Annotated in this window: 13 protein-coding genes; 2 read left to right on the forward strand and 11 right to left on the reverse strand. The window is 50.7% G+C overall.

What is annotated here, in order from left to right; translation table 11 throughout:
* Positions 1 to 93: 93 nt before the first annotated feature.
* The gene (locus tag M2371_RS12905) at positions 94 to 744 is read left to right on the forward strand and encodes a YtjB family periplasmic protein (protein WP_172893184.1); all 651 of its coding nucleotides are present in this window, start codon (positions 94 to 96) and stop codon (positions 742 to 744) included.
* Positions 745 to 762: 18 nt separating this feature from the next.
* A complete protein-coding gene (lplA, locus tag M2371_RS12910) occupies positions 763 to 1,779 on the forward strand; it encodes a lipoate--protein ligase LplA (RefSeq protein ID WP_259267896.1) in 1,017 nt (338 codons plus the stop codon).
* On the opposite strand, the gene yjjJ is transcribed toward lplA, so the two are convergent.
* The 11 genes from yjjJ to prfC form a co-directional block, all read right to left on the reverse strand.
* Complete coding sequence (gene yjjJ / locus M2371_RS12915; RefSeq protein WP_259267897.1) at positions 1,776 to 3,104, reverse strand: type II toxin-antitoxin system HipA family toxin YjjJ; 1,329 nt, start codon at positions 3,102 to 3,104, stop codon at positions 1,776 to 1,778. The two genes, lplA and yjjJ, sit on opposite strands and share 4 nt — an antisense overlap.
* A gap of 150 nt (positions 3,105 to 3,254) precedes the next feature.
* The gene (gene deoD, locus M2371_RS12920) at positions 3,255 to 3,974 is read right to left on the reverse strand and encodes a purine-nucleoside phosphorylase (RefSeq protein ID WP_034459469.1); all 720 of its coding nucleotides are present in this window, start codon (positions 3,972 to 3,974) and stop codon (positions 3,255 to 3,257) included.
* Between the two features lie 59 nt (positions 3,975 to 4,033).
* Positions 4,034 to 5,257 carry a phosphopentomutase gene (deoB, locus tag M2371_RS12925; RefSeq protein WP_034498627.1) on the reverse strand — a complete coding sequence of 408 codons (1,224 nt, stop codon included), beginning with the start codon at positions 5,255 to 5,257 and terminating at the stop codon, positions 4,034 to 4,036.
* Between the two features lie 73 nt (positions 5,258 to 5,330).
* Positions 5,331 to 6,650, reverse strand: coding sequence for a thymidine phosphorylase (gene deoA, locus M2371_RS12930; protein WP_034498630.1), 1,320 nt, complete (start codon positions 6,648 to 6,650; stop codon positions 5,331 to 5,333).
* Between the two features lie 59 nt (positions 6,651 to 6,709).
* Positions 6,710 to 7,489, reverse strand: coding sequence for a deoxyribose-phosphate aldolase (deoC, locus tag M2371_RS12935; RefSeq protein ID WP_259267898.1), 780 nt, complete (start codon positions 7,487 to 7,489; stop codon positions 6,710 to 6,712).
* A 237-nt stretch (positions 7,490 to 7,726) separates the two neighbouring features.
* A complete protein-coding gene (locus M2371_RS12940; RefSeq protein ID WP_259267899.1) occupies positions 7,727 to 9,004 on the reverse strand; it encodes a NupC/NupG family nucleoside CNT transporter in 1,278 nt (425 codons plus the stop codon).
* Between the two features lie 165 nt (positions 9,005 to 9,169).
* Positions 9,170 to 9,949 (reverse strand): TatD family hydrolase, encoded by a 780-nt coding sequence (locus M2371_RS12945; protein WP_259267900.1) that lies wholly within the window; start codon positions 9,947 to 9,949, stop codon positions 9,170 to 9,172.
* Positions 9,946 to 11,019: a patatin family protein gene (locus M2371_RS12950; RefSeq protein WP_259267901.1), complete on the reverse strand. Its 1,074-nt coding sequence runs from the start codon at positions 11,017 to 11,019 to the stop codon at positions 9,946 to 9,948. The genes M2371_RS12945 and M2371_RS12950 overlap by 4 nt, the downstream gene beginning before the upstream one ends.
* Positions 11,020 to 11,144: 125 nt before the next feature.
* On the reverse strand, positions 11,145 to 11,306 hold the full coding sequence (locus tag M2371_RS12955; protein WP_064513877.1) for a DUF1328 domain-containing protein: 162 nt from the start codon (positions 11,304 to 11,306) through the stop codon (positions 11,145 to 11,147).
* 141 nt (positions 11,307 to 11,447) lie between these two features.
* Positions 11,448 to 12,065 carry a molecular chaperone OsmY gene (gene osmY / locus M2371_RS12960; RefSeq protein WP_172893176.1) on the reverse strand — a complete coding sequence of 206 codons (618 nt, stop codon included), beginning with the start codon at positions 12,063 to 12,065 and terminating at the stop codon, positions 11,448 to 11,450.
* A 342-nt stretch (positions 12,066 to 12,407) separates the two neighbouring features.
* Complete coding sequence (gene prfC, locus M2371_RS12965) at positions 12,408 to 13,997, reverse strand: peptide chain release factor 3 (protein WP_034498707.1); 1,590 nt, start codon at positions 13,995 to 13,997, stop codon at positions 12,408 to 12,410.
* Positions 13,998 to 14,092: the final 95 nt, after the last annotated feature.

Raw genomic sequence — 14,092 nt, forward strand, 5'->3', positions numbered from 1 at the left:
AAAGATAAAGGCCAGAGTAAAACAACGCATGAGGCTACCCTGTCCACGCTGCTTCTGGCAACATTAAAGTAAGCAATTTATTGAAGGTGCATTATGGCTCGGGCAAAAATGAAATTCAGGCTGCATCGTGCAGTGATTGTGCTTATCTGCCTCGCACTTTTAGTCGCACTGATGCAAGGCGCATCGTGGTTTAGCCAGGGGCATCAGCAAGCCCGAAATGTGCAGCTCGAAGAGCTGGCAAGAACGCTGGCACGTCAGGTCAGCTATAACCTGACTCCGCTAATGAAATCTGAAAATCCTGATGAGAAAAAGATTTCAGCCGTACTGAAGTTACTGACTCAGGACAGCCGCATTCTGGATGCAGGTGTTTATGACAATAACGGTGATCAAATCGCCCGTGCCGGCGAAGGGATCGGCGTGCGCGACAGACTCGCGCTGGATGGCAAAAAAGCGGGCAGCTATTTTAACCAGCAAATTGTGCAACCCATTGAAGATAAAGATGGGCCAGTCGGTTATCTGCGTATCACGCTCGATACGCATACTCTCGCCACCGAAGCCAAACAGGTGGATAACACCACAAACATTCTGCGCCTGATGATGTTGCTGGCGCTGGCGATTGGCATTGTCCTGACACGCACGCTATTGCAGGGCAAACGCACCCGCTGGCAGCAGTCACCTTTCCTTCTTACCGCGAATACCGAAGTGAAGGAAGATGAAGATGAACAGAGCGCGAATAAACCTTAGAGAGAAAGGATTTCTACGATGACGACACTACGACTGCTTATTTCTGACTCTTACGATCCGTGGTTCAACCTGGCGGTTGAGGAGTGCATTTTCCGCCAGATGCCGGCCACACAGCGCGTACTCTTTTTGTGGCGCAACGCTGATACGGTGGTTATTGGCCGGGCGCAAAACCCGTGGAAAGAGTGCAATACCCGCCGCATGGAAGAAGATAACGTCCGGCTGGCAAGGCGCAGCAGCGGCGGTGGCGCGGTATTCCACGATTTAGGCAACACCTGTTTTACGTTTATGGCCGGAAAGCCCGAATACGATAAAAGCATTTCTACCGCCATTGTGGTGAATGCGCTTAATTCTCACGGGATTAATGCAATGGCTTCCGGGCGCAACGATCTGGAAGTTGCTACCGCTGACGGGGTGCGTAAAGTTTCTGGTTCGGCATATAAAGAAACGCTGGATCGCGGCTTCCATCACGGCACTTTACTGCTTAACGCGGATTTAAGCCGTCTTGCAAATTACCTGAATCCTGATGAGAAGAAACTTCAGGCCAAAGGGATTACGTCGGTTCGGGGGCGAGTGACCAATCTGAGCGATATTCTGCCTGGTATTACGCACCAACAAATTTGCGATGCGGTTCGCGAATCATTCTTTGCTCACTACGGCGAACGCGTAGAAGCGGAACATATCTCTCCAGATGCCCTGCCCGATTTGCCAGGTTTTGCCGAAACGTTTGCCCGTCAAAGCAGTTGGGAATGGAATTTTGGCCAGGCTCCAGCCTTTAGCCACTTACTTGACCAGCGTTTTACCTGGGGTGGCGTTGAGCTGCACTTCGACGTTGAAAAAGGGCATATCACCCGCACGCAAATATTTACCGACAGCCTGAACCCCGCCCCGCTGGAAGCGCTAGCGGCACGCTTGCAGGGTTGTCTGTATCGTAGCGATATGTTGCAGCAGCAGTGTGAAACGTTGATTGCGGATTTCCCAGAGCAGGAAATGGAGCTGCGTGAACTGAGCGCGTGGATTGCGCAGACGGTGCGTTAGGCAAGGCGTTTAACGTTGGCTTCAACCGCATCCAGCTCTGAAGCCATCGCTCGGCTCAATTCCCGGAAACTTTCGCTAATCCCTTGATTCTGGCTTGCCTCGAGCCAGAACTGGCGAGCATAGGGCAGCATTTCCAACCATACTTCTCGTGGGACAACGGGATCAATCTGCGGTTTTACCGGTTCTCTGCGCATATTCCCGGCACTGTTTGGGGCAAAAGCCATAGGTAGCATGTCGTAGACAGGCGCCAGACGCAGTGGCATATCAGACAGATAGAACGAAAGATTCCCTGCATGCATATCGCTGTTGGCTATCAATCGGCCAAACGCCCAGATGCGCTGCGTCAGGCGTAGGGTTGCTGGTTCAACCGACTTTTGGGCGAGTAATTTTTCCATCGTGATGGGCCAGGGCTGTGCCCCGCTGGCAAACTCACTCTGAACAGCCTCTAGTGAGACAATTCCTCTGCGGCCCTGCGCACCCATGCAGTCAAAACGCATGACCTCAAGGAATGTTTGTCTTTGCGTATTGGTCAAAACTTTTGCCGTCGAGGCGGGGATACCGACCTGAGCCAGGATGTTGAGCGCTAAAGCTTCGGCATAAAGCAAATCAGACCAGCGCTGACTATTCTCGTTTTGAAGCGACGGGGTGAATTTAACGATGACATGCGCCGGCCCGGTCGTCGTCTGTGCATAACAGGTAAATTTAGGCTGTTCGCCCCCCGCTGAAGACCCCACGATATCGCCCGCGAGTGCGCTACTCGCCAGTTCGCTATAAACCGATAATTTATCAGCATCGGCAATCACCGGCGGCAAAGGCGTATCAAACCAGCGTCGATAGCTTTCCTCGCCAACCAGCCAGCCACCAAGGTTTTCCGATACTTGCTGAGACAGTGCCAGGAGAACATCTTCTTCCTGCCACAAGCGGATATCTTCCGGTAGCCCCGCCTGCTGGGCTAATTTGCGACCCCACGTTCTTCCCAAAAAACCCTGTGGGCGAAGGTCAGTCAAATACCAGGGGATCCCGTCAAACCACTGCGCGGTACCATTATTTAAAATGACCAGGCAACTCCCCTGCGGCCAAATGGGATACAACTCACCGAAGCGCCATGCCTGCCCGACATCATCAATTTGCCACAACGGGAACTGCTGAATCTGACGAACAGGACGCCGCAGCGCGTAGCGAGTCGCTCTGGCGGCCCCCGCTTTAATCACATTGCTCTGAGCATTTACAAGACGTGAAAACGTCGCCTGGCTGACACCCAAACGCTGCCGCAAGGAGTTTGCAGTTTGTGGCCCGTGGAGTAACAAATCAGTCAGCGCGCTCATATGAATAGATTCGTGAATAGATACTTGAATAGATTTATAGCGCTATATATTTGAAAGGTAAAGCAGGTGTGAAGAATGAGAGGGTTTCAGTGAATAGATACTATGAACAATATATGAACGATAAAGGGTGCCGAAGCACCCTTTTGAATCTTACTCTTTGTCGCCCAGTAACACAGATTCAAGAGCAATCTTGATCATGTCGTTAAAGGTAGTCTGGCGTTCTTCAGCAGTCGTCTGCTCGTGAGTACGGATATGGTCAGATACGGTGCAGATGGTCAGTGCTTTCGCACCGAATTCTGCTGCCACGCCGTAGATACCAGCAGCTTCCATTTCCACGCCCAGGATGCCGTACTTTTCCATGACGTCAAACATGGTTGGGTCTGGCGTGTAGAACAGGTCAGCGGAGAAGATGTTGCCTACGCGAGCGTCAACGCCCAGCGCTTTAGCTGCATCAACGGCATTGCGAACCATATCGAAGTCTGCGATAGCCGCGAAGTCGTGGTCTTTGAAACGCAGACGGTTCACTTTAGAGTCGGTGCAAGCACCCATGCCGATGACCACATCACGCAGTTTCACATCAGCACGTACCGCGCCGCATGAACCCACACGAATGATTTTCTTCACGCCGAAATCAGTGATCAGCTCTTTGGTGTAGATGGAGCAGGATGGGATCCCCATACCGTGACCCATTACAGAGATTTTGCGGCCTTTATAAGTCCCTGTGAAGCCCAACATGCCACGCACATTGTTCACTTCACGGACATCTTCGAGGAAAGTTTCTGCAATGTGTTTTGCACGCAGCGGGTCGCCAGGCATCAGTACGACGTCAGCGAAATCACCCATCTCAGCATTAATATGTGGCGTTGCCATATTTTTATTCCTTGTTAAAAGAGGTTCAACGCGGGTGGTGATTCCACCACCCGTCGAAATCACAGCATGTTCTTGCCGTAGTCCATCGGAGAAGTACCGAAATAGCTAGCAACCGTCTGACCGATATCGGCAAACGTTTCACGGTGGCCCAGCGAGCCAGCTTTCACTTTCGGGCCGTAAATCAGGACCGGAATGTGTTCGCGAGTATGGTCTGTGCCTTGCCAGGTTGGGTCACAACCGTGGTCAGCCGTGAGGATCAGAATGTCATCCTCTTTCAGCAGTTCCATCAGTTCTGGCAGGCGGCGGTCAAACAGTTCCAGTGCGGCAGCATAGCCTGCAACATCACGACGGTGGCCGTAAGAAGAGTCGAAATCAACGAAGTTGGTGAACACGATGGTGTCGTCGCCCGCTTCTTTCATCTCTTTGATGGTGGCATCAAACAGCGCATCCAGACCGGTCGCTTTCACTTTTTTGGTGATACCCACTTCAGCATAGATATCCGCAATTTTGCCCACGGAAACAACCTGGCCATTTTTCTCATCAACCAGTTTTTTCAACACGGTCGGCGCTGGCGGTTCAACAGCCAGATCATGACGGTTGCCAGTACGCTGGAAGTTACCTGCTTTGTCGCCGATAAACGGACGCGCGATAACACGACCAATGTTGTAGCCGCCTTCGGTCAACTCTTCACGGGCGATTTCGCACAGCTCGTAGAGTTTATCCAGGCCGTAGGTTTCTTCATGGCAGGCAATCTGGAACACCGAGTCAGCAGAGGTATAGAAAATCGGCTTGCCGGTTTTCATATGCTCTTCGCCCAACTCATCCAGAATTACCGTACCGGAAGAGTGGCAGTTACCGAGATAACCCGGCAGATTTGCACGCTTAACCAGTTTATCCAGCAATTCCTGCGGGAAGCTGTTTTGAGTGTCAGAGAAGTAGCCCCAGTCAAACAACACAGGAACACCGGCGATTTCCCAGTGACCAGACGGCGTATCTTTACCTGATGACAGTTCATGCGCCCAACCGTATGCACCGATAACTTCTGCGTTACCGTCCATACCTGCCGGGATTTTACCGGTAGAACCTTCGGCCGCTTTCACCAGACCCAGACGGGTGAGGTTTGGCAAACTCAGCGGGCCTTTACGGCCTTTGTCTGCTTCGCCTTTGGCACACGCCTGCGCAATGTGCCCGAAAGTATCAGAGCCAACATCGCCAAATTTTGCTGCATCTTCTGTTGCGCCGATACCGAAAGAGTCCAGCACCATAATAAATGCACGTTTCATAATTTCTCCTGCGTCATTGCGCCTGAAACGCCCGTAAGCGTTTCAAAAAGTGATCAGATCAGTATGCCAGCATTTAGCTGATACGGCGATATACAACTGGCGTTTCTGCGGGCTGTGTATCGTTCACTTTGATTGCCGCTTTTACCGCTCGAGCGGCTTCCTGCCATTGGTTTTCGCTGGCGGCGTGAATAATGGCCAACGGGCGAGTAGTGTCAACGCTGTCGCCCAGGCGAGCCATATCAGTGAAGCCCACGCTGTAATCAATGGTGTCAGATGCCTGACGACGACCACCGCCCATGGAAACCACCGCCATGCCTAAAGCACGGGTGTCCATTTCGCCCACGAAACCTGCACGATCGGCATAAACAGCTTTGCTCAGTACCGCAGTTGGCAGATATTTCGCATAGTTTTCAACGAAGTCAGCCGGGCCTTTTTGCGCCGCAACCATGCGACCAAAGACTTCAGCCGCTTTACCGTTATCGAGCACCGCTTGCAGTTTCTGGCGTGCTTCGGCGTCATCTTTTGCCAGATTGCCGGAAAGTAGCATTTCCACGCACAGTGCCATGGTGACTTCATGCAGACGCGGGTTAACGTATTCGCCGGTCAGGAATTGCACCGCTTCGCGAACTTCCACCGCATTACCCGCGCTGGAAGCCAGCACCTGGTTCATATCGGTCAGCAGTGCTGTGGTTTTCACGCCTGCGCCGTTCGCCACGCCGACAATCGCTTCGGCGAGTAATTCAGAAAGCTCATACGTTGGCATAAATGCGCCGCTGCCGACTTTCACGTCCATCACCAGAGCATCCAGGCCTTCGGCAAGTTTCTTCGCCAGAATCGATGCGGTGATGAGCGGAATGGAATCTACGGTCGCGGTAATGTCACGCGTGGCGTAGAAACGCTTGTCAGCCGGTGCCAACGAGTTTGTCTGGCCGATAATCGCCACGCCGACATTTTTGATGATGTCGCGGAAACGGTTATCGTCCGGGAAAATATCAAAGCCTGGGATTGCTTCGAGTTTATCGAGCGTACCACCAGTGTGGCCTAAACCACGGCCAGAAATCATTGGGATGTACCCGCCACATGCCGCCACCATTGGGCCAAGCATTAAGGACGTCACATCACCCACGCCGCCCGTTGAGTGTTTATCAACGATAGGGCCGTTCAGATTAAGGCTCTTCCAGTCCAGCACGGTTCCTGAATCTCGCATCGCCATGGTCAGTGATACGCGTTCTGGCATAGTCATGTCGTGGAAGAAAATGGTCATTGCAAGTGCTGCAATTTGCCCTTCGGAGATGGTGTTATCGCGAATGCCATTAATGAAGAAACGAATTTCATCATCACTAAGCGCATGACCATCACGTTTTTTACGAATAATTTCTTGAGCGAGGAACAAGGTAACCCCCTGAGTTCATCAGGTGAAATGCGGCGGGGAAACCGCCGCAAAGGAAGAGATTAGTAGCCGCTAGCGCTTTTGCCGTCGCCGTGGCCCAGAGCTTTTAACAGACTCGCGAGCAGGCTGGATGCGCCAAAGCGGTAGTGACGGGAATCCGCCCAGTCAGCACCAAACAGGTCATCAGCGATAGACAGGAACAGTGCTGCATCTTCAGCAGTGCGCACACCGCCCGCAGGTTTGAAACCAACCGTTTTCGCGACATTCATATCACGAATCACTTCCATCATGATGCGAGCGCTTTCTGGTGTAGCGTTGACTGGCACTTTACCAGTAGAAGTTTTGATGAAATCAGCACCTGCTTTGATAGAGATTTCAGATGCTTTGCGAATCAGTGCTTCTTCTTTCAGCTCACCGGTTTCGATAATCACTTTCAGCAGAACGTTCGCCGCTGCACAAGCTTCTTTGCAGGCTTTCACCAGCTCAAAACCGACTTGCTCGTTACCCGCAATCAACGCACGGTATGGGAACACAACGTCAACTTCATCCGCGCCGTAAGCGATAGCCGCACGTGTTTCCGCCAGGGCGATTTCGATATCATCGTTGCCATGCGGGAAGTTGGTGACGGTTGCAATACGGATATCAGGCGTACCCTGTGCATTCAGAGTTTTACGCGCAATTGGAATGAAGCGCGGATAAATACAAATCGCCGCAGTATTACCCACCGCTGTTTTGGCCTGATGGCAAAGTGCGACCACTTTTTCATTGGTGTCATCGTCATTCAGGGTAGTCAGGTCCATCAATTTCAGGGCGCGTAAGCTGCTTGCAGTTAAATCGGTCATAACACTCTCCAACAAAAGATATAGAATCAGTTGCGATGTTATAATTATAACATTCACAATCCTGATGGTTTTGTGTATAGCATCACAAAAGCCAAAGATGTAATTACATGCTTTCTACAGTATATGTGATTTAACAACGTTGGATAACGTAAAAATGCCGTTCAAAAATAAAAAATGGCCGACGCAAGCGTCAGCCATTGATTTCACAGGGATGTTATAATTTTAACATCGCCGTTTTTATAGTGACAGGAAGACCCCGGCAATGGTTGCACTCATCAGGTTAGACAACGTACCTGCGGCGACCGCTTTCAGACCCAACTGCGCGATATCATGACGACGGTTTGGCGCCATGCTTCCCAAGCCACCAATCAGAATGGCGATAGAAGAAAGGTTAGCAAAGCCACACAGTGCGAAGGAAATAATTGCTTTGGTGTGATCTGACAGAACTTGCAGGCCTGCTGCCGCAACGGTTGCATCATCTTTCAGGTATTCACCGAAGTTCAGATACGCAACAAATTCGTTGATGATAAGTTTCTGACCGATGAAGGAACCCGCGACATTCGCTTCACTCCATGGCACACCGATAACCCACGCCAGCGGTGAGAACACCCAGCCCAGAATCAGTTCCATAGACAGTTGCGGGTAGTTGAACCAGCCGCCAATGCCAGAAAGCATACCGTTGAGCAGAGCAATCAACGCCACAAACGCCAGCAACATTGCACCCACGTTCAGGGCCAGCTGCATACCTGACGCCGCACCTGATGCCGCTGCATCCAGCACGTTTGCCGGGCGATCAGGATCGTTTTTCATCGATTCCAGTTCAGGCGCATCGTTTGGCGTTTCAGTTTCAGGCAGGATGATTTTAGCGAACAGCAAGCCGCCAGGTGCCGCCATGAAGGACGCGGCAATCAGGTATTCCAGTGGAACGCCCATTTGCGCGTAACCCGCCAGAACAGAACCAGCAACAGATGCCAGACCACCACACATGACTGCGAACAGTTCTGAACGCGTCATGGTCGCGATATAAGGACGAACCACCAGCGGAGCTTCAGTCTGGCCCACAAAGATGTTTGCAGTTGCGGACAGAGATTCGGTGCGAGAGGTTTTCAGAACCTTACGCAGGCCGCCGCCCAGAATGCGAATAACTAACTGCATGATGCCCAGGTAATACAGCACAGCAATCAGTGAGGAGAAGAAGACGATAATTGGCAGAACGCGCAATGCAAAGACAAAGCCACCGCCGCCAAAGACTTCGAACATTTTGTCCGAAACCAGCCCGCCAAACAGGAAAGAGATACCCGCGTTACCGTAACCGATAACGTTCGCCACCCCTTCGGACATGGCCAACAACACTTTACGACCAACCGGAACATACAGAATTAAGGCCCCGATACCGACTTGAATGATCCAGGCGCCAATAACAGTGCGGAGATTAATCGCTTTGCGATTACTGGAAAGTAAAACGGCGATCAGCAACAGAACGATCATGCCGATCAATCCCATGAGTAGTTGCATACAGAATCCCTGTGTATAAGTTGAAAAAGGAAAGTGATCTAAAGCCCTTAGCGGGCGGGATTATAGCGGTAGGGAGGCCAGGAAATGGAATGGCAATCACGTATTTATAGACATTCACAGAAACGTTTGTCTTATAAAGTGAGCTACGTCACATTTTGTTACTGACTATTTCAATTTGAATAATTCATCGCAGTTATGAATGATCGTACTCGCGATAACTTCGGGAGGTTCTGAACGCAATGTACAAAGCGTCTGAAAAACGTCGGCAATTCGTTCCGGGCGATTAGGTTGCCCCTGCCAGCCGTTAAGCGGCATATCGGGTGCATCCGTTTCCAGCACCAGAGCGCTAAGGGATAAGCGTGCTATAACATCGCGCGTTTTACTGGCGCGCGGGTAAGTGATCGTTCCACCCACACCAATTTTGTAACCCATCGCCACAAAACGCTCGGCCTGTTGCAGGCTGCCCGAGAAGCCATGTACCACACCGGTGCGCGGTAAATTATGGCGTTTTAAATGCGCGGCAAGTTTGTCGTGCGTGCGACGAGAGTGAAGAATGACCGGCAAATCATAGCGTTTTGCCAGTTTTAGCTGTGCATCCAGTATCGCTTCTTGTTTATCAAAAAGCGGATTTTCCATATACAGATCAAGCCCAATCTCACCGATGGCGACCAGTTTAGGTGGCCGTTGTTGCAGGTGATGTTCGAGTAAGGCCAGCGACGCATCCTGGTGCTTATGAATCACAATCGGATGCAAACCCACTGCGGCATAGAGCGCCGGGTAGTTGTCTGCCAGCGCCAGCACCGTACTAAACCGATCGGCTTCGATTGCCGGAACAATGATTTTTGTTACGCCCGCTTGCGCGGCAAGTGAGATGCTGTTGGCTTGATCATCGCTAAACGGCGGGAAATCGAAATGACAATGGGTATCGTAAAAGGTCATTGTCACGCCGTATCCTCGTTGTTGAAAGTGGCGTCGTTGGCTTCCGGCGTTTCAATCACCGCTTTAGACAATGGTTCCTGAGTGACCACAGTCTGCGGAACGACCACCTGCCCTGGAACCACAATACGCGGAAGGTGGCGCTTAATTGGCGGCTTATCCGTGAGCAATTTCCCGACGGTTGCGAGGAAGTAACGTCCGCACAAACGCCCGATTTTATAGTCGGTATTCAGCGCCGGTAATCGGCTGCCCAATGCGGAGCTCATCAACGGTTTCGGCGGGTAAATTTCAAAAATGCGCAGCTTTCCCGGTGGCTTTTCGATGAAGCTCTGTATTTCGCGATAGCTGGCTTCATGGTGATGCACCAGGTTGAGCAACGGTTGCAGGCTGCTGTCACCAAGCCAGCGCTCCATACGTTTAAACCATTCTGGCGTGTAATACATTTGCGAAGGTACGGTACGAATCACCACCAGCGTATCAGCACCTAAACGCACCGCTTCTCTCACCGGGATCGCATCACTGATTCCGCCATCCTGATAGCCAATACCATCAATTTCTACGCCCGTGCGGTAAAAGCCAGGAATTGCGCTTGAGGCTTTCAGAAGATTCAGCCACGTACCGCTGTCTGGCGAAAAATATCCCGGCGTGTAGTCATCGCTGCGGCAAGCACACATGTAGAACGCTTTGCCAGACTCAAACATTTTTTCCGCCGTGCCCATCGAGAGCGGAATTTTTGCTGCGGTCGATTCCACCAGCCAGTCGAGATCGATGAGATGCCCGCCACGCACAAAGCGCAGCGGATCAAAAAATTCGCGTGTGGTTGTAAAGCGGGTGATCACTCTTCGGGCGTAACCCGGCTGGTGGCAAACGTAAGCTGAGAGATTTTGTGCGCCCGCGGAGGTGCCTAAGAAGAGATCGAACGGGTTGAAGTTAGCGCGCATAAACTCATCCAGCACGCCGGCTGTAAATATCCCACGCTGCCCGCCGCCTTCACAAACAATGGCGAGTTTTCCGGGACGAAACTTTGGAAGCGCAAGCGGCGAAATATTGCCGAGCGTTACGGGTATTCTTTGTCCCACCCTGCTTTCCTTAATCTAAAGGATATTTATTATTGGTTATTTATTAGTCGCTTAAAAACGCAAGAGCCAGTCTAAATAGACTGGCTCTTTGGTCTGTCTCTAATTGTTATAGCACGTAAATATTGCTATGGGCGTTTTCGACCCATAAACAGGCTAACCAGGAACAGAATAATACCTACCACGAAGACAATTTTTGCTGCACCTGCTGCAGTACCCGCGAGAGTACCAAAACCCAGTGCTGCTGCAATCAACGCAATGACCAGAAAAATAATGCCCCAACGAAACATAAGCTTCTCCTTAACCATATTGAACCCGAATCGCTTCTGGAAGAGTGCCAGATGCGCACTCATTGGCGATATTTGAGTAACGATGTTGCTGACCTACTTCCCCGGTGGTTGTCACCGGAGAAGAAAGTTTCTTTCTTTCTATTACTTCACTTTCAGGTCGTTTTTGACGCTTTTCACGCCATCAACAGCTTTAGCGATACTTTCAGCACGTGCAGCCTGTGCATTCGATTCGACAGTACCGGATAGCTGAACAACACCTTCAGTGGTTTCCACTTTCACGTGACGTGAAGGGACGATGTCATCTGCTAAAAGTTTAGCTTTGATTTCACTGGTGGTTGCAGTATCGCCTGCATAACCGCTTACAGATTTGTCAGCGCCATTACGCACATGCAGTTTGTCGCTTACGGAAGAGACGCCTTCCACACCTTTTGCAACGGTAACTGCCTGCTCAGCCTGAGCCTGGCTTTCTACAAATCCACTTAACGTCACCACTTTTTTCTCAGTTTTCACAGAGATGTCAGTGCTTTTAATATCTTCGTGATCGACAAGGGCGGCTTTCACTTTCGCGGTGATTGCGCTGTCATCCATGAAATTACCGACGTCTTTTACAGAACTATCAATTTTTTCGCCTGCTGTGTCCGCTGTCGATTCGGTTTTGTTAAGCATCTTGTCTTCTGCTAAAGCGCTACCGCTTGCCAGCACAGAGCCAAGAACAACAGCTAACAGAGTTTTAGAAATCTTAGTCGTAGTCATAGTCATCGATTAATTCCTATAGTTTTGCTCACAATTTGAGCACAAGCCTTAATGTAACGGCTTTCCTTAAACCTCAGGCCAAGTGTTACGGCCCAAAAATTTTCCGTTCAGTTTTTAATAACGCCAATAAAAATTAGAGTGGATGAACCCGCCAGAAAGCTTCGTTTACATGGCATATTCGACCAACCAATTTGTCACTGGTTTGTTAAATATAGACAACAATCACAGATTTGCATGCTGTGAATGGAGGAACGTAAGGAAAATGCAGGAAATTAAGAACAATCCGTAAGGGATTAATAAGACGGGAAAAGTAGCAGGACGCGACGGCTGCCGCGCCCTGAGAGACGATTAGTGCTCGCGAGTTTTACGGAACGTTACTTCTGGGTAACGATCTTGTGTCAGGTTCAGGTTGACCATGGTTGGAGCGATATAAGCAAGGTTATCGCCGCCATCAAGCGCCAACTGCATTTCGTTTTTCCGTTTGAATTCTTCAAACTTCTTCACGTCAGTGCTTTCAACCCAACGCGCCGTCGAAACGTTTACCGACTCGTAAATTGCTTCCACGTTGTATTCGCTTTTCAGGCGCGCCACAACGACGTCAAACTGCAGCACACCGACCGCACCAACAATCAGATCGTTGTTAGCGATTGGGCGGAACACCTGTACCGCGCCTTCTTCAGAAAGCTGCACCAGACCTTTGAGCAACTGTTTCTGTTTCAACGGATCACGCAGACGAATACGACGGAACAGTTCCGGCGCGAAGTTCGGAATACCGGTGAACTTCATCATCTCGCCCTGGGTGAAGGTGTCACCGATCTGGATGGTGCCGTGGTTATGCAAGCCGATGATATCGCCAGGGAAGGCTTCTTCAACGTGCGAGCGGTCACCGGCCATAAAGGTCAGCGCGTCAGAAATTACCACATCTTTGCCGGTACGAACCTGGCGCAGTTTCATGCCTTTTTCGTATTTACCAGAAACCACACGCATAAACGCAACGCGATCACGGTGTTTCGGGTCCATGTTGGCCTGAATCTTAAACACAAAACCGGTGAACTTATCTTCCGCCGCTTCCACGACACGCGTATCAGTTTTACGCGGCATTGGCGCAGGCGCCCACTCAACCAGGCCATCGAGCATATGGTCAACACCAAAGTTACCCAATGCAGTACCGAAGAAGACCGGGGTCAGTTCGCCTTCCAGGAACAACTCGCGGTCAAATTCGTGAGAAGCACCCTGAACCAGTTCCAGTTCGTCACGCAATTGCGCCGCCAGATCTTCACCTACAGCCGCGTCCAGCTCAGGGTTATCTAACCCTTTAACAATGCGCACTTCCTGGATGGTGTGGCCTTTACCGGTCTGGTAGAGATAGGTTTCATCTTTATAAAGGTGATAAACGCCTTTGAACAACTTGCCACAACCGATTGGCCATGTGATCGGTGAACAGGCGATTTTCAGCTCACGTTCAACTTCATCCATCACTTCCATCGGGTCGCGAATATCGCGGTCGAGTTTGTTCATAAAGGTGAGGATCGGCGTATCACGCAGACGGGTAACTTCCATCAGCTTACGGGTACGATCTTCTACACCTTTCGCGGCGTCGATAACCATCAAACAGCAGTCAACAGCAGTCAGAGTACGATAAGTATCTTCGGAGAAGTCTTCGTGCCCTGGGGTATCGAGCAGGTTAACCAAGCTGTCGCGATACGGGAATTGCATTACCGAGGTGGTAATCGAAATACCACGCTGCTTTTCCATTTCCATCCAGTCAGATTTTGCATGCTGGCTGGAGCCACGGCCTTTTACCGTACCTGCGGTTTGAATGGCCTGTCCGAACAACAACACTTTTTCAGTGATGGTCGTTTTACCGGCATCGGGGTGAGAAATGATCGCAAAAGTGCGGCGTTTCCCCACTTCTTGCAAAAAAGGAGACAAAGTCATAATAGAATCTTCTGTGAATTGCGCACAGGCAAAGCTGCGCGGCAAATGAACATTACCTGACGGCTATTTTACCTATCAGGTCAGGTTTAACAATC

This window comes from Buttiauxella sp. BIGb0471 (assembly GCF_024807715.1).
Taxonomy (GTDB): domain Bacteria; phylum Pseudomonadota; class Gammaproteobacteria; order Enterobacterales; family Enterobacteriaceae; genus Buttiauxella; species Buttiauxella agrestis.